The 16,958-nt window shown below is 58.0% G+C and carries 12 protein-coding genes and 3 pseudogenes; 7 read left to right on the top strand and 8 right to left on the bottom strand.

What is annotated here, in order from left to right; translation table 11 throughout:
• Window positions 1-70 precede the first annotated feature (70 nt).
• The 6 genes from GTQ41_RS23580 (at window position 71) to GTQ41_RS23555 (ending at window position 8,109) form a co-directional block, all read left to right on the top strand.
• Complete coding sequence (locus GTQ41_RS23580; RefSeq protein WP_059392777.1) at window positions 71-1,363, top strand: AAA family ATPase; 1,293 nt, start codon at window positions 71-73, stop codon at window positions 1,361-1,363.
• Window positions 1,360-2,007: a hypothetical protein gene (locus GTQ41_RS23575; RefSeq protein ID WP_059392778.1), complete on the top strand. Its 648-nt coding sequence runs from the start codon at window positions 1,360-1,362 to the stop codon at window positions 2,005-2,007. Before GTQ41_RS23580 ends, GTQ41_RS23575 begins: the two co-directional genes overlap by 4 nt.
• A gap of 80 nt (window positions 2,008-2,087) precedes the next feature.
• Window positions 2,088-4,715, top strand: coding sequence for a BREX-1 system phosphatase PglZ type A (pglZ, locus tag GTQ41_RS23570; protein ID WP_059392779.1), 2,628 nt, complete (start codon window positions 2,088-2,090; stop codon window positions 4,713-4,715).
• Between the two features lie 14 nt (window positions 4,716-4,729).
• Entirely contained in the window at window positions 4,730-6,769 is a 2,040-nt protein-coding gene (brxL, locus tag GTQ41_RS23565) for a protease Lon-related BREX system protein BrxL (RefSeq protein ID WP_217325366.1), read from the top strand.
• Window positions 6,770-6,920: 151 nt separating this feature from the next.
• Window positions 6,921-7,229 carry a hypothetical protein gene (locus GTQ41_RS23560; RefSeq protein WP_059392788.1) on the top strand — a complete coding sequence of 103 codons (309 nt, stop codon included), beginning with the start codon at window positions 6,921-6,923 and terminating at the stop codon, window positions 7,227-7,229.
• 595 nt (window positions 7,230-7,824) lie between these two features.
• A complete protein-coding gene (locus GTQ41_RS23555) occupies window positions 7,825-8,109 on the top strand; it encodes a helix-turn-helix domain-containing protein (protein ID WP_059392782.1) in 285 nt (94 codons plus the stop codon).
• 130 nt (window positions 8,110-8,239) lie between these two features.
• On the opposite strand, the pseudogene GTQ41_RS23550 reads toward GTQ41_RS23555, so the two are convergent.
• The 8 genes and pseudogenes from GTQ41_RS23550 to phnC all read right to left on the bottom strand — a co-directional run.
• Window positions 8,240-8,710 (bottom strand): annotated as a pseudogene (locus GTQ41_RS23550) (IS5 family transposase); the annotation flags it as partial.
• A gap of 59 nt (window positions 8,711-8,769) precedes the next feature.
• Window positions 8,770-10,038, bottom strand: coding sequence for a group II intron reverse transcriptase/maturase (gene ltrA / locus GTQ41_RS23545; protein ID WP_059393006.1), 1,269 nt, complete (start codon window positions 10,036-10,038; stop codon window positions 8,770-8,772).
• Window positions 10,039-10,557: 519 nt separating this feature from the next.
• Window positions 10,558-11,070, bottom strand: a pseudogene (locus GTQ41_RS23540) (IS5-like element ISPst7 family transposase); the annotation flags it as partial.
• 107 nt (window positions 11,071-11,177) lie between these two features.
• The gene (locus GTQ41_RS23535) at window positions 11,178-12,047 is read right to left on the bottom strand and encodes a LysR family transcriptional regulator (protein ID WP_010466239.1); all 870 of its coding nucleotides are present in this window, start codon (window positions 12,045-12,047) and stop codon (window positions 11,178-11,180) included.
• On the bottom strand, window positions 12,041-13,051 hold the full coding sequence (gene ptxD, locus GTQ41_RS23530; RefSeq protein ID WP_003118429.1) for a phosphonate dehydrogenase PtxD: 1,011 nt from the start codon (window positions 13,049-13,051) through the stop codon (window positions 12,041-12,043). Before ptxD ends, GTQ41_RS23535 begins: the two co-directional genes overlap by 7 nt.
• 8 nt (window positions 13,052-13,059) lie before the next feature.
• On the bottom strand, window positions 13,060-13,887 hold the full coding sequence (gene phnE, locus GTQ41_RS23525) for a phosphonate ABC transporter, permease protein PhnE (protein WP_010466252.1): 828 nt from the start codon (window positions 13,885-13,887) through the stop codon (window positions 13,060-13,062).
• A gap of 8 nt (window positions 13,888-13,895) precedes the next feature.
• Complete coding sequence (phnD, locus tag GTQ41_RS23520; RefSeq protein ID WP_010466255.1) at window positions 13,896-14,759, bottom strand: phosphate/phosphite/phosphonate ABC transporter substrate-binding protein; 864 nt, start codon at window positions 14,757-14,759, stop codon at window positions 13,896-13,898.
• Window positions 14,756-15,583 (bottom strand): phosphonate ABC transporter ATP-binding protein, encoded by an 828-nt coding sequence (gene phnC / locus GTQ41_RS23515; protein WP_003118432.1) that lies wholly within the window; start codon window positions 15,581-15,583, stop codon window positions 14,756-14,758. Before phnC ends, phnD begins: the two co-directional genes overlap by 4 nt.
• Before the next feature lie 461 nt (window positions 15,584-16,044).
• On the opposite strand from phnC, the pseudogene GTQ41_RS23510 reads away from it, so the two are divergent.
• Window positions 16,045-16,557, top strand: a pseudogene (locus GTQ41_RS23510) (IS5-like element ISPre1 family transposase); the annotation flags it as partial.
• Window positions 16,558-16,958: the final 401 nt, after the last annotated feature.

Below are 16,958 nucleotides of genomic sequence, written 5' to 3'. Positions count from 1 at the left end.
GTGCTCAGCTGATTTTTTCTGCGCAGTAGTTGCGTAAACTATTGCGCTTGACCTTAATAGGAGACCGCCCATGCTGAACAGCCTCAAGCTAGAAGGCATCGGCCCCGCAGAGCGGTTGGCCGTTGACTTCAGTCCACGCCTGAACTTTTTGACTGGCGACAACGGACTGGGCAAGAGCTTTGTGCTGGATATTGCCTGGTGGTCGCTTACTCGTACGTGGGGCCGGGGGGTGGTGGCGGCTCCTCGTGCTGATGCTAAGCAATCGAGCATTGATTACTCCTACACCGGGAGTGCAGGCCCGTTTACCTATAAAAGTAAATTCGACCATCAAAGCCAACAATGGTCGGTCAAGCAGGGGCGGCCAGCCGTTCCCGGTGTGGTTATCTATGCCGGCGTGGATGGTAGTTTCTCGGTCTGGGATCCGGCACGGAACTACTGGAAGGGGGACAAAGAGGTCGCTGCCACACCCGACCGGACGCGCAGTTTCGATTTCAGCCCCGATGAAGTCTGGAATGGCCTGCTTTCCAGTGATGGCAAGACGCAGCTGTGCAATGGCCTGATCAGTGATTGGGTACTGTGGCAGGAGGGCCGCAAAGAGGCCTTCGATGACCTGACAAAGGTACTTGATGTCCTCTCACCCTCAGGGCTGGAAAAGCTGTTACCTGGCGAACCCATGCGCGTCGGCTCTAGCGTAAAAGAGATCCCCTCACTCCGGATGCCTTACGGCCAGGACGTGCCATTAACTCACGCTTCGGCCGGGATGCGGCGCATTTCAGCCCTGGCTTATTTATTGGTCTGGACTTGGCGCGAGCATCAACTGGCCTGCAAGCAGTATCGGGTCAACCCTGCGAAGGAAATCATCTTCCTGATCGACGAAATCGAGTGCCACCTGCATCCGCAATGGCAGCGCCGCATCGTCCCCGCTTTGCTTAACGTAATGCGTGCGCTGACAGGAAGTCGCGATGTGCCTGTGCAGTTGCTGGCCGCCACCCATTCCCCGCTTGTGTTGGCCTCGGTCGAGCCGGAGTTCGACCTTGATCGAGATTGCATCTGGGACTTCGACCTGGTCGAGGGGGAAGTAAAAGCGACTCTCTACCCGTATTCACGCAAAGGGAGCGTAAATGCCTGGTTGACTTCGTCAGTGTTTGACCTGAAAGAGCCGGCCTCTGTGGACGCCGAACAGGCTCTGGAAAAGGCACGCGCCTTCTTGCGGGAGGCAGCGGGTACTCAGCAGCCCCTTACAGCTCCACAAAGACAGGCGTTGGAACAAATTGACGCCGAGCTGCGTGCCAGTCTGAGTGACGTGGACTCCTTCTGGATACGCTGGAGCCAGTTCCGCGAACAGCGGATGAGCGAAGCATGATCCGGGTAGAGTTGGCTGCTGAACCCCAGGATTTTGATGCAAAGGTCAGGCAGCCGGGATTGAGAGCTATTGCCGAACTGGCGGGTGAGCCAGGCCTGCCCAAGCGCAAGGGCCGCCCTCGACAGGCGGTTGCCAATAGCCGTGAACAGATCCCGGCCGACAAATTCCCGTCTTACTGGACTGAGGCACTTCCTGAGCTGAGAGCGGCCTATGGGCATGTCTGCAGCTATGTGTGCGTCTATATCGAGCCAGTGACCGGCGCTGCTTCGGTCGACCATATGCTGCCCAAGTCGCTTTCTTGGCAAGAGGCCTACGAGTGGCGCAACTATCGGTTGGCCTGCTCCTTGATGAACAGTCGAAAAAACGATTATCGCGATGTACTCGACCCATTCGAGATTGACGATGACTGGCTCCGTATTGAGCTCGTCGGCTACCAGGTGATTCCCAGCGCGGATCTGGATCCGGCAATCAAAACCCGTGTGCAAGCCACTATCGACCGTTTGAAGCTTAACGACCGGGACTGCCTGACGTTACGTGAGGATTACGCTACCGACTATTTCCAGGGTGATATCTCGCTTGGCTATCTGCGTCGCCGTGCGCCATTTCTGGCCAGAGAAATCGAGAGACAAGGCATGGCCCTGTGAAAGCTCTGTCAGCCAGTATCAAGGAAACGCATTCGCTGGTATGCGCACCCTTATGACGCAGCCGACCAAGGATTGATTTGATGGATACGCAACAACTGACCCAAGGCCTGCGGCAGGCTTTTTTCGCGGAAAACCACCGCATAGTCTTCTGGTACGACCCTGAGCAGAGTTTTGTAAGCGAACTGGGGCAGCTCGATCTGCCCGATGTTCAGGTGTTAAACATGCAGGGCGAGTCCACCTTCGGCATCAAACTCAAGCTGGAGCTTGAGGATGCCGAGGGGAAGTACCTACTGTACTTCCCCTGTGCCGAGCCGGATGCCAATGATGATTGGCTGCTGGATATCAAACTGTACTCGCGCAGTTTTTATGCGGATAAGGTCTCGCTGATCTTCAACGACCTGGGTCTACAACAGCAGAGTTTGCGCGAGCACCTTGCTGCCCGTGAGCGCTTCCTCAGCAACAAGAATCGCTTGGCCAGCCTGAAACGATTGATCCAGCCAAGCGACACTGAACAGGCGTTGGATCTGGCGATGATAGCCGTGGTGTTGGGGGCCAATGCCAGTGACATCATGGCGCTGCTCTGCACCATGGCAGGAGCAATGGTAAGTGATGACCTAGGCCTGGAGCAGAATCCCCCGGTTATCGATGAGCTGTACAAATTCGGCCTGATGCCGGCGCTGCTCCAGGCACTACGAGATGAGGTTGGCTACCCGGCCAGTGTTGAGGAAATCAATGGCGAAAAGCCGTTCAGCTTCGGACATTTCCTGATTCGTCTGCTGGCCACCGGCTTCTGCGAAAGTATCGGCGACATCCCAAGCTGGGCTTCTGCGATTGCCATCCCGTCTGCCAATGCCCGAGCGACTTCTCGGGCACTGCTTTCGCGTTGGAGGGATAGCTCGCGTTATTACAAGGCTTACGACGAAATTTCCAGCTGGGTCGCCGAGGCTCTGCATATCGGGCAGAAGATCGGTGAGATTCCGTTGGAAACGCTTGCCAACGTCGCCACCTTCGAGGCTGTAGAGCGGCAGATAATCGTCGATCTGAGTAAGGCCATTCCGGAGTCGGATCCAAGCGACCTAGGCCTATTCTCAAAGATCATTTCCGAGCGCTTGGATAACTACTGGGCCTCGCGTCACAAGGACGACGAGATCCGCCGCAAGTACCGCCTGCTCTACTCCGGGCTGTCAGCGGCGATTGATCTGTTCAGCCTGCGTCAGCAGTATGCCGCTGGATTCCACTTTGCCAGTACCGAAGCAATCTACAAGGCCTATGAAAGCGAGCTGTATCGCTTTGATAGGGCTTATCGCCACTATTTTACGGCCTCCCAGCGCGCTCATGTAGAGCTGCTGAAGAAGCTCGATGAAGCCGTCGAGCAATGTTACGCCTACTGGTACCTCGACCAACTGGGCCGAAGCTGGGGCGACAAGGTAGAGGCCGAGCAACGGCTGGAGCACTGGAGGATCGCCGGAGTACCCAGCCAGCAGAACTTCTTCGATCATTGGGTGCAGCCACAATTTGGGAAGAACCGCAGTAAGCGCCTGGTGGTGATAATCAGCGACGCCTTCCGCTATGAGGCTGCGGTTGAATTGCGTGACCGCATCAATGAAAAACGCTACAGCGAGGCAAACCTCGCCAGTCAGCTTGGCGTGCTACCCAGCTACACCACATTGGGCATGGCCTCGCTACTGCCACACAACACCCTGGAGTATCGGGAAGGTGCGGGGGATACGGTGTTCGCAGATGGCCAGTCCACCGCCGGTACAGTCCAGCGCGACAAGATCCTTGCTCAGCACAATGGCATGGCAGTGACGGCCGACCAGGTCAAAGCCTGGTCACGGGATGAAGGCCGAGAAGCACTGAAAGATCAGCAACTGATCTACGTCTATCACAACGTCATCGATGACCGTAGCGACAGTGGTGGCCCGTCCGAGTCGGACACATTCCACCATGTGGACGTGGCCATTGAGGAACTGACTGAGCTGACTCGCAAGATCCTCATGCACTTCAACACCAGCACGGTGCTGATTACCGCCGACCATGGTTTTCTATTCCAGCAGAGCAAGCTGGAGATCGCTGACCGCACCTCGCTTGCTGAGAAGCCCGAGAACACTATCAAGAGCAAAAAACGCTACGTCATCGGCCACACCCTGCCTGCAGCCAAAGATGTATGGCAGGGCTCCACTAGACAGACAGCTGGTACAACCTCGGATACCCAATTCTGGATTCCAAAAGGCGCGAACCGCTTCCACTTCGTTGGCGGTGCGCGCTTTGTACATGGCGGTGCCATGCCCCAGGAGATTGTTGTACCGGTGCTGACGGTCAACCAACTGCGCGGCGAGAAAGCCGAGAAACGCACCAAGCGCAAGGTGGGCGTGATTTCACCGAAGTCGGTGCTGAAGATGGTGACCAATATCCAGCGCTTCGATCTGATCCAGACGGAGTCGGTTAGCGAACAGGTACTGCCAGTCACCGTGGCGGTCGCCATTTTCGAGGGCGAGCAGCCGATATCCAGTGAGGAGGTCGTGACCTTCGATTGCTCCACTGACTCGATGAGCGAACGCATGAAGCAGGTGCGGCTGTCTCTGCTCGGCAGTGACTTCGACCGCAAGAAGGACTACTTCCTGGTCATCCGTGACAAAGATCTCCATACAGAGCTGGAGCGCTACAGGATCACCATCGATTTGGCCTTCACCGACGATTTTTTTTGAGAGCATGACACGCAATGGACACCTATCAGGACAAAGACCTGGATCAGCTTCTCAATGAACACTTTGCCGGACGCGTGGTGCGAAAGGACCTGACCAAGCTGATCAAAGAAGGGGCTAACGTCCCCGTCTATGTGCTCGAATATCTGCTGGGTATGTACTGCGCATCGGATGACGCCGAGGTCATCGAGCAGGGCCTGAAGAACGTCAAGACCGTGCTGGCCGAAAACTATGTGCGCCCTGACGAGGCCGAGAAGGTTAAATCTCTTGTGCGCGAGCGCGGCACTTACAAGGTGATCGACCGGGTAACCGTGCGGCTCAATGAGCGCAAGGACCGTTACGAGGCCTCTTTCAGCAACTTGGGCATCAAGGATGCGGAGATTTCTGCCGGCATCGTCAAGGAATACGAGAAGCTGCTGGTAGGCGGGATCTGGGTAATTGCCACCTTGAGCTACTACCACGAGGAGGGCCAGAACGGCTCTCCCTTCGGCGTGACGCTGCTCAAGCCGATCCAGATGCCGAACATGAACATGCAGGAGCTTTTCTCGGGCCGGGCGGCACTGACCACTGAGCAGTGGCGTGAGGCTCTGATTCGCTCCATCGGCATGGAGCCCTCGACCTTGGACGAGTCCGTGCAGTGGCACTTGCTGGCTCGCATGGTTCCCTTCGTCGAGAACAACTACAACGTCTGCGAGTTGGGGCCGCGTGGCACCGGGAAGAGCCATATTTACAAGGAGTGCTCTCCCAACAGCATGCTGGTGTCCGGCGGGCAGACCACGGTGGCCAACCTGTTCTACAACATGAGCAGCCGGCGCATTGGCTTGGTCGGTCTGTGGGATGTCGTTGCCTTCGATGAAGTGGCCGGTATCAACTTCAAGGACAAGGATGGCGTCCAGATCATGAAGGACTTCATGGCATCTGGCTCCTTTGGCCGGGGGCGTGAGCAGATGGAAGCCTCAGCCTCGATGGTTTTCGTTGGCAACATCAACCAGAGCGTCGAGTCCCTGGTGAAGACAAGCCACCTGCTGGCTCCCTTCCCGGAGCAGATGATCGACTCGGCCTTCTTCGACCGCTTCCATGCCTACATCCCTGGCTGGGAGATTCCCAAGATGCGCCCGGAGTACTTCACCAATAGGTATGGCCTGATCGTCGACTACCTGGCAGAGTTTTTCCGCGAAATGCGCAAGCGCAGCTTCGCCGATGCCATCGATAAGTTCTTCAAGCTTGGCAACAATCTCAACCAGCGCGACGTGATCGCGGTACGCAAGACCGTTTCCGGGCTACTCAAGCTGCTTTATCCCCATGACCAGTTCACCAAGGAAGACGTGCGGCAGTGCCTGGAGTACGCCTTGCAGGTCCGCCGTCGGGTCAAGGAGCAGCTGAAGAAAATCGGTGGCATGGAGTTTTACGATGTCCACTTCAGCTACATCGACAATGAAACGCTGGAGGAGCACTTCGTAACGGTAAAGGAGCAGGGGGGCGGGACGCTGATCCCTGAAGGCCAGAGCAAGCCTGGTTTCATTCACACTATCGGCTTGAGCGGAAAAGGTATGCCAGGGCTGTACCGCCTTGAGCTACAGGTCACCAAAGGCTCTGGAAAGCTCGCCACCTCTGGTCTCTGGAATTCCAGCATTGCCAAGGAGCAGGTGAAGATTGCCTTTGACTACTTCAAGGCAAATGCTTCGCGCATCAGTGCCTCGGCCAGGGTTCTAGAACATGATTTCCACCTGCATGTGGTGGAATTGCAAAACACTGGTCCGCTGACCCACATGGCGCTCGCTAGCTTGGTGGCTTTCGCCTCAGGCTTGCTGGGGCGTCCTGCCCAGGGGCAGATGGTTGTACTTGGCGATATGAGTCTGGGTGGCAACATCACTCCAGTGGAAAGTATCGCGGAGTGTCTGCAGGTGGCTTTCGATGCAGGCGGCAAGCGGGTCGCGTTGCCTATGAGCAGCGCGGTGGATCTGCCAACAATTCCCCCGGAACTGTTTACCAAGTTCCAGACGAGTTTTTACGCGGATCCCGTCGATGCGGTGATCAAGGCTTTAGGTGTGGATTGAGCTTCGAGCTTCAGATTTGTACCAAGTAACGATGAGGCTGCTATCAAGGCTATGGCGTACAGGGGCCGCCTCTCCTGGGATCAGTGGTGATGACGGTCTGCAGGTAAATTGAAACGGCCGCTAGGCAAGGGCTTTGTCGCCGCTGGAGGTGCTGTTCGTGAAGCATATTGTTGTTTTGCCGAGTGAAACGGTCGCAGACATTACCTGTGATGTGTGTTGTCAGAGTACTCACGTTGAAGGTCATGGTTTCCAGTTTGGAACCCTTCAGGCTCATTGGGGGTATGGCTCCAAGCATGATGGCGAGCGTTATGAGGTGCATCTCTGTGAGGCCTGCTTTTTCGGCGCGCTGAGTGGTCTCCGCCGCGAGCGCATGGTCAACACCATGTTCGATGAGAATCCCGATAGGGCTGACGATGAGTTCGGCCTTGTGCAGCGGAGCGAGTTCTGGAAAGACAACTGAGCTCGGTTCAGATGGGACTATGGATACGGGCAGGATATGGGGCGTTAGCCTCGCAGATGTGATGCAGCAGAGAAGATCACGTGGTTACTAATTCCACTGCCGAGAGACTGACTCGCTGAGGTTGAGTACGTGCGATCTCCCTCCACTCGGTACTGGTGCCCAAGCTCGCTACCTTGTGCATCACGAATTGAAAGAACCTCCAGTAACGGCTCCATCAACCAGCGACCAACCTCGTTCGTATGCCCAGGACTCACAAGATACGCCTGCTCCAGCCGGGCGTGCTCAGTCTGCGCAGCTATGACCTGTTCCAGCAATGGAACCGACGGAACCATTAGCATGCTTCGAAAGGCCTCGTTTCCATCGTCCTCAACGATCTGCAAGTAGAACCAGGGCCAGGTCATCTCTAGCTCGACATATGACCAGAACTGCACGCCATCTGGAGCTGTTGAGAGCCCAGGAAGCAGTTCCGCATTCCGACTGGTTTTGAACACGAGGCAATTTCCTAATGAGAATTTTGCTTGATTGGTGAACAATATATTTTGTAGTCATATATTGTTCAATCGCGCTTCATCGTTCCATTTTGCGGAGCAGCAAAATGGAAGTCCGGGATTCGTTCGGGAAGGCGTTGAGGCTCGTGCGACAGCGTAGGGGGCTGACACAGGAAGATTTCTCACTCGTTAGCAGTCGTACCTTCGTAAGCATGTTGGAGCGCGGGACAACGAGCCCGACTCTCGAAAAGCTCGATAGCCTCTGCACAGTGCTCGACATTCATCCGGTCACCCTCTTGGCCCTGACCTACTTGCTTGGATCCGAAGCTCCTGAAAGTTTTGAGCAGCTCTTGGAGAAGGTTGGTGAGGAATTGAGGGAAGGTCTGAAGTAACCCTGTATTTCCGGTCGACTTCAGCCCTCGCTGCTTTTGAAAGCGGGCCGTCGATCAAAATCGACCAGGTAACCCGCTCAGTTCTCCGTTTTTGGCCGCCGCGAGCACCTCGCAGCAGCCATTTTCCGCATTACAGGTGCACCTTTCCTGCGGTAGTCAGCAAATGTCGGCGCGCCATCCATAGGTTCGACAGCGCGAACAGCGTCACCAGCTGAGCGGTGTTCTTGGCCAGGCCACGGAAGCGCACCTTCACGTAACCGAACTGGCGCTTGATCACTCGAAACGGGTGCTCGACCTTCGCTCGCACTTGTGCCTTGGCCTTCTCGATCTTGCGCTTGGCTTTGTACAGGGCGCTGCGTTTATCGAGCTTCTTGTAGGTGCTGCGGCGTGCTGCGACCTGCCAGATCACTTCGCGGCCAGCATGTTCGGGGCGCTTTTCGACGCCGGTGTAGCCGGCATCGGCGCAGACGACGTTCTCGTCACCGTGCAGCAGTTTGTCGACCTGGGTGACATCCGCCACATTGGCCGCCGTGCCCACTACGCTGTGCACCAGACCCGATTCGTCATCGGCGCCGATGTGGGCCTTCATGCCAAAATGGTGAGTCGGCCGCGGGAACTGCCCCCGCAGCCGCTCGCAGAACCGTACGTGACACTCTCGCGTCATACGGCTCCCGTTATCCAACCTTGCTGCCCGGTCACTCGCCAGTGATGAAACAGCCGGGGTACCACGGCCCGCATCTTGTCCAGCCATTGGCTAATGCGCCGCTTGCGCCTATGAAGGGCCTTGTATTTTCGTCGGGCCCAGCGTTCAAGCGCGCGGTCAATGTGCTGGAAGATGCCAAGCATGGCTGTCCGATAGAACGAGCCATAGTATTGCCACCACCCCTGTATCACTGGATTGTAGAGCCGAGCCACGTCGACCAGCGTCACGTGGGTTTGGCGATTGAGTCGCCACCTGCGCACCGCTTGCCGCATCCGCTTTAAGGCATCCGCACTCGCTCCCGGAAGGAAGCTCGTGAAGAGCTGGTCTTGTTTGCTGAGCGCCTTCCTCGGCCTAAAGGTGAAGCCGAGGAAGGTAAAGCTCACATGCGGATAACCTGCGCGACGGTTACTGTCCTTGCAGTACACGACCTTCGATTTCTCGGGGTGCATCGTCAAGCCACAGGCAGCCAGCCGTGAAGCAATGGAGCGCATCACGTACTCCGCTTGCTTTCGACTGCGGCAGTGCACCACCGCATCATCGGCGTAGCGGGCAAACGGGCAGTTGGGGCTGGTACGTTGCATCCAGGTGTCGAAGGCATAGTGCATGAACAGATTCATCAGGAGGGGACTGATCACTCCACCTTGCGGGGTGCCGCGTTCGCGTCGGACGCGCATACCGTGATCCGTTTCGAACGGCGCAACCAGCCACCGCTCGATGTACAGAAGTATCCAGTCCTCCTTGATGTGCAGGCGCACCGCCTTCATCAGCAACCCATGATTGATCTGATCGAAGGCTGCCTTGATATCAAACTCCACCACCCAGTCGTATCGCCAGCAGCGCTCACGCGTGATCGCCACCGCCTGCTTCGCTGATCGTCCCGGCCGGTACCCATAGGAGTCCGAGTGGAAGATCGAGTCCAGCTCCGGCTCGATGAGAAGCTTGACCACGGTTTGCGCGACACGATCACCAACCGTGGGCACTCCCAGCTTGCGCGTGCCTCCCGATGCCTTGGGAATTTCTACTTGCTTGACCGGAGGCGGGAAGTACGACCCCGACGACATCCGATTCCACAGCTTGTAGAGATTCTTAGACAGATCCCGCTCGAAATCGGCGATGGTTTCATCGTCGATGCCGGCAGCACCGCGGTTGGCCCTGACCTGCTGGTAGGCGTCCCATACCGTGCGTTTCGCTATGTCATAAGGTTTCGCCGAGCTCACGCCACTCATCCCCGGAGGTTGGCAACGCTCGTCGGCCGGATAACGCCGCCCCTTCGCTCCACCTCCATTACAGAGGCTTCATCGCTACTACGGGAGGCTCCGCCCCTCGTTCCAGCATCGGTATTCTTCCTCATGGTGTTGGCCATTTGTCATTTTCCTTCGCATCTGGAACAAGGTTCTCACGTTCCGTACCAAAGCCTGTATGAAGATCATGCCGCCTATACACCGGCTGCCATCGGGTCCGTAAGCAGGTAACGCCCCGACTTGTCCTGAAGCCAGTACTCCACCTCAGTTTCGGCAGCACCTTGGGCATAACGATGCGTCATCGGACGGTTTGCTTTCGCTCATCTTCTCCATACTCACCTGCCATCCTCAGGGATGACTTTTCCTCGGTCGCTCACCACCACACCTTTTGGATGCAGCAGCACCGGGTGGTTTGAAGTCCGCTCCTGCAAGCCGACTTCGGAAGGCCTACTTCCATCTTCGGCACAGCAGCACAGGTCATCTGACCTGTGTTCGTGACACACAATACTGGTTTCCCTTCTTGGTCTGGTGCATTTCCGGGTCGCGCTTGCCGTCCTTGTTCTTGGTCGAACTGGGCGCATTGATCAGCGTTGCATCGACGATGGTGCCCTGGCGCAGCGACAGGCCGCGGTCGCCCAGATAGCCATTGATGACAGCGAGGATGCCGGCCGCCAGCTCGTGTTTCTCCAGCAAGCGGCGGAAGTTGAGAATGGTGGTTTCGTCGGGGATGCGCTCCAGGTTCAGCCCGGCAAACTGGCGCAGGATCGTGGTTTCGTACAGCGCTTCCTCCATCGCTGGATCGCTGTAGCCGAACCAGTTCTGCAGCAGATGCACACGCAGCATCGCCATCAACGGGTAGGCCGGACGGCCACCTTCACCCTTCGGATAATGTGGCTCGATCAAAGCAATCAAGCCCTTCCACGGCACCACCCGATCCATCTCGATCAGGAACAACTCCTTGCGGGTTTGCTTGCGCTTGCCAGCGTACTCGGCGTCGGCGAAGGTCATCTGCTTCATCGGGAAACTCGGTGGGTGGGGTCGCGGTATTTTGCCAAATCAGAAAGTCTTTTTCAGAGTTTCCCTAGGCTGACAAGCCAAGCGCTGGATCGCAACCATCCATCACCTTATCCAGCTAGATCTGCCTCCTCCAATAAGTGCCGCACAAATCCCGGCGGGTGCAGATTTCCGGGAGGTTTGCGCCAGATCAGTTGGAGACGCTTTTCAAGCCCCGGGATGGGAAGAGCTACCAGCGCGCCACTGCGAACTTCGTCTTGTACTGCGGAAGCCATCACCAACGACACGCCGAGTCCCGCCCTCACTGCTTGTTTGACTGCCTCGGTGCTGCCTAGCTGCATACCGCTGCGAGGCACGCCCAGTTCGCCAAAGTATTCGGTCAGAAGCCGTCCGGTACCGCTACCCGGTTCACCTCCCAGCATCGGCAGGTCCACCAGACGATCACGTTCTATGCACCCTGCTTCAGCCAGCGCATGGTCGGGGCTGACGATAAGCACCAGCGGCTCGACCCGCCAGAGGCGGTGTTCGAAGTCGGGGTGAGGTAGCCACCATTCCATGATCGCGGCGTCGAGCTGGCCCGCCAGTAGCTGGTCGGCCACATCCGGGTTGGCGGCGATGCGCAGATCCACCTCGCCCCTCTCATTTGCGGTCGTCAGATAGTTGCGCACGAATGGCTGGAGAAGGTAGGTGCCGATGTTGGAGCTGGCCCCGACGCGCTCACGATTGCCATGCAGGGCTTCTAGCGCCCGGGCGTGCATGTCGAGCAAGGCGGTCGCATGCGGCATGAAGGCCAGCGCCCGTGTGGTAGGCTGGCAGCCGCTACGACTGCGCTGCACCAGCGTTACGCCGACCTGCTCTTCAAGCTTCTGCAAGTGCTGCGACACCGTCGGCTGGGCCAGCCCCAACGCCCTCGCCGCGCTCTGAAAACTGCCTGTTTGAACGATCGCTACCAGGCTCTTCAGCCAGACCGGATTCAACATGCGGCAGGCTCGGCCTTGGGCAGACGGTTCGCAGCGTTGATTGGGCGCGCACCTGCCAATACCTGGATGATGTTCTGCGCTGCACAACGTTCAATCTCCAGGCGCACCGCGCGCACTGCCGACCCTATGTGCGGAGTGAACAGCGTATTCGGATGCGCGAGCAGCGCAGGATCGATCAGCCGCGGCCGGTCCGCGCGAGCCCAGTCTTCCATTTCGAATACATCCGCCGCATACCCGCCGAGCTGGCCTCGCTCAAGCGCCGCGAGCACGGCGGCTTCATCCACTACCGAACCACGACAGGGGTTTACAAGCAGAGCGCCCGGCCGTACGAGGGCAAGCAGCTCGGCGTTGACCAGATGCTGGGTATCGGCATTCAAGGGAAGCGCCAGCAGGATGAAGTCCGAGCTGGCGAAGAGTTCGCTGCACGCCACCTGGCGCAGGCCGAGCCGTTGCTCGGTTTGTGTATCCAGAGCCTTCGCCTCGTGGTACTGCAGGGTCGCGCCCCATCCCTGCAAGCGATCAGCCATGGCCAGTCCGATGGCGCCCATGCCAAGGATGCCGACCGTAGCGTTATCCAGCCCCGTGCCGTAGAACTGTGGTTGCCAGCCCTGGAACTCGCCAGAGCGGACGAACGCATCTGCTGCCCGCAGATGCCGCCCCAGCCCCACCGCCAGTCCGATCGCCAGCTCGGCAGTCGGGACCGTCAACAGATCAGGCACGAAGGTCAGCCAGACCCCGCGGGCAGTACAGGCGTCCACATCGAAATTGTCGAAGCCCTTGAGCGCGCAGCCGACTACACGCAGCTCAGGGCAGGCTTGAAGAAAGTCTGCATCGACCCGATCGGGCATGAACGCCATCATCGCCTGAGCATCGCGGCAGCGGCGCAGAATTTCCTCGCGCGTCAGCGTGCTGTCGGTCTGGTTGGTCATCAGCTCGCAATGTGGCGCCAGCAGTTGCAGGATCTCATCGTGTACTCGGTGAGTTATAACGAGTTTCGGCAGCATGGTTTGTCCTATTTGAAACGTTTGCGCAGCACGCCACTGAAGGCGTCTACTAGCGTGACCATGGCCAGGATGACCAGCAGGATTGCTGCAACCTCCTGGTACTGCATGATGCGCAGCGAGCCCATGAGTTCGAAGCCGATACCGCCGGCGCCAACCATGCCCATCACGGTGGAGGCGCGAAAGTTGTATTCCCAGCGGTAGATCGCCACGTCGGCGAACTGCGGCGTCACCTGTGGCAAAACCGCGTGCAGCAGCACTTGCATCGGCGTAGCCCCCGCCGCCCGAGCGGCTTCCACCGGCGCTTCGTCGACGTGCTCGATGGCCTCGGCGAAGAACTTGCCGACCATGCCGACCGAATGCAGACCCAGGGCAAGCACGCCCGGCAAGGCGCCGAACCCTACGGCTGCAACGAAGATGATGCCCATGATCAGCTCCGGCACCGACCGCAGGGCATTGAGCAGCACCCGGGCAACACCGAACACAAGGGGGTGCGGCGCCGTATTGCGCGCTGCAACGAAGGCCACCACCAGCGAGAACACCACTGCGATGGCCGTACCGGCGATGCTCATCGCCAAGGTGTCGATCAAGGGGCGAATCCAGCTTCGATAGCCCGAAAAGTCTGGCGGCATGGCCTCGCCTGCCAGGGTCGCGATGGAGGGCAGCCCGTTCAGCAGCGTGGTGGCATCGAGCAGCCCCACGTACCAGCAGGCCAACAGCACCACTCCGAATACAATCGCCACCTGCCCCAGCTGGCGCCACCAACCGAGGCCGAAGCCTCGAAGGATGTGCTCGCGTTGCTCTGCAGGCAGCGCCTGCACGTCGTAATGAGTAGACATATCGGTGCTCACATCGTGGCGAAGTCGAGGCCGAGCAGCGATCCCATGTTGCGGATCACATCGTAGTCGGCGTCGGTGATTGGCGCGAAGGCCTCGGCCTTGAAGTTGCGCAGCACTTCGGGATCGTCGATACCGACGAATACATCCCGCACCTTGGTTTTCAGCTCGGGGCTCAGGTTCGAGCGCATCGCCCAGGGGTACTGGGGGTATTCGCCGCTGTAACCAAGTACTTTCACCTTGCTCGGATCGATTAGGCCACGTTCGGCTACGTGATTGAAAATTACCTCCGACAGCCCACCCGCATCGGCGTTGCCGTTCGCCACGTTGACGGCAACGGCGTCATGCGTGCCCACAAAATGTTGTTCGTAGTCCTGCCCACCCGTCAAATCGGCCGTCTCAAGAAGCACGGTTTTGGGAATCAAATGGCTGGACGTCGATGCCCGGTCACCATAGGCCATCTTCTTGCCCTTAAGGTCGGCATACTCATTCACGCCTGACGCCACATTGGCGATAATCACCGAGCGATAGGTCGGCTTGCCGTCGATGACCATGGCAGCGAAGGGCTCGATGTCGCTTTTGCTTTTGGCCATGACGTAGGACAGCGGACCGAAATACGCCAGGTCGATACGGCCAAAGCGCATCGCCTCAATCATCGAGGAATAGTCGGTGGTTACGATCAGCTGCACCTTCTTGTCCAGATGCTCTTCCAGATAATCCTTCAGCGGCTGGTTACGCTTGATCAGCTCGGAGGCGTTTTCGTCCGGCAGCAGGGCAACCTTTAGCACATCCGGATCGGCATCGGCCGCTAGGGCGGACAAACTTGAAACAGCGGACAGCAAGCAAGTCAATAAGAGCGCGGATAAGCGTTTCATCGGGACATCTCCAGTGAAGGTTCGAGCATGACAGGTGGTTCAGCCGGAGCATTCGCTGGCTGAGTCGTAGAGCGGCCTGCATAGATGCGCTCAAGCTGCGCATCGGTGAGTTCCGAGGGCGCGGCATCGAAAACGATCTGAGAATCGGCCAGCCCGACGACGCGATCGGCGAAGCGGCGGGCATATTCGAGTTGATGCAGCGAAACGATGGCGGTGATGCCGTCTTCCTTGCAGATGTCGCGCAGCAATCCGAGAACACGGACCGAAGTGGCCGGGTCGAGACTGGCTACCGGCTCATCGGCCAGAATGATCGCCGGCTGTTGCGCTAGCGCACGCGCGATGCCTACCCGCTGCTGCTGGCCACCGGACAGTTTGTCCACCCGGCTTAGCGCCTTGTCTGCCAGACCGACCCGAGCGAGGCAACTGAGCGCAATCTCCTGATCGGCACGCGGCAGAGGAAACAGCGAGCGGAGCGTGTTGTGAAAGGCCAGCCGACCGGTAAGCACATTAGCCAGTGCGCTTTGACGTTCGATTAGCTGGTGGTGCTGAAAGATCATGGCGGTACGCCGACGATGCTGACGCAAGGCCGAGCCGCTGCCGAGTTCACCGAGTTCGCTGGTGACACTGCCGCCAGTGGGCGTGACGAGTCGATTGAGACTACGGAGCAAGGTCGACTTGCCTGCGCCCGAGAGACCAAGCAGCACGGTGAACTCACCACGCCGAAATGCAATCGAGGTATCGCGTAGGGCTGTCACGCCGCCTGGATAGACGACGCTCAACCGGTCGACCCGCAGCACGGCGTCCTGTATCGGATGGGGCGTCATTTGATCACCTTTCGCAATATTGCTGGCCGCACAATTGCGGTTCGCGATGCAAAGGGTAGAAATTCCTTGTTAACGCACTGCTTCTAAAGGATGACATTTCGATGAATACTTCGAATCTGCCGTAGCGGGGCGGCAAGCGAAGCCGTGGAAGAACGGGCGCAACGTAGCGTCTTTCTTCACGCGGGATACAGGAGGCTTTGATTGATACTGCTGCGGATTCGCTACAGTAACGTTGGGCCAGAACGTAATGCCATCCAAGCAAGAGAGCGCACACTAGCGGACTATAGGAGACATTCTATTCTTGCCCGTCGATTGACCTAGGCCGTTATGTGGCTGGTCGAAACCTTCAGGTGCCGCCCAACTAGACGTCTGTTGTCGCGCCCAGCTTAATGCTAGGGAAACTCTGAAGAAGACTTCCAGATTTTGGCAAAATACCCGGATTCCACCCACCGAGTTTCCCGATGAAGCAGATGACCTTCGCCGACGCCGAGTACGCCGGTAAGCGCAAACAAACCCGCAAAGAGTTGTTCCTGATCGAGATGGATCGGGTGGTGCCGTGGAAGGGTTTGATTGCCTTGATCGAGCCGCATTATCCCAAGGGTGAAGGCGGTCGTCCGGCCTATCCGCTGATGGCGATGCTGCGCGTGCACCTGATGCAAAACTGGTTCGGTTACAGCGATCCAGCGATGGAAGAGGCGCTGTACGAGACCACCATCCTGCGCCAGTTCGCGGGGCTGAGCTTGGAGCGTATCCCCGATGAAACCACCATCCTCAACTTCCGTCGTTTGCTGGAGAAGCACGAACTAGCCGCCGGCATCTTGGCTGTCATCAATGGCTATCTGGGCGACCGAGGTTTGTCGCTGCGCCAAGGCACCATCGTCGATGCCACGCTGATCAATGCGCCGAGTTCGACCAAGAACAAGGACGGTAAGCGCGACCCGGAAATGCATCAGACCAAGAAGGGTAACCAGTACTGTGTGTCACGAACACAGGTCAGATGACCTGTGCTGCTGTGCCGAAGATGGAAGTAGGCCTTCCGAAGTCGGCTTGCAGGAGCGGACTTCAAACCACCCGGTGCTGCTGCATCCAAAAGGTGTGGTGGTGAGCGACCGAGGAAAAGTCATCCCTGAGGATGGCAGGTGAGTATGGAGAAGATGAGCGAAAGCAAACCGTCCGATGACGCATCGTTATGCCCAAGGTGCTGCCGAAACTGAGGTGGAGTACTGGCTTCAGGACAAGTCGGGGCGTTACCTGCTTACGGACCCGATGGCAGCCGGTGTATAGGCGGCATGATCTTCATACAGGCTTTGGTACGGAACGTGAGAACCTTGTTCCAGATGCGAAGGAAAATGACAAATGGCCAACACCATGAGGA

Origin of the sequence: Pseudomonas sp. AN-B15 (assembly GCF_019056475.1) — a bacterium.
Lineage (GTDB): Bacteria > Pseudomonadota > Gammaproteobacteria > Pseudomonadales > Pseudomonadaceae > Aquipseudomonas > Aquipseudomonas parakoreensis.
Note: the sequence above shows the minus strand (reverse complement) of the source record. Positions and strands in the feature narration are given on the sequence as shown.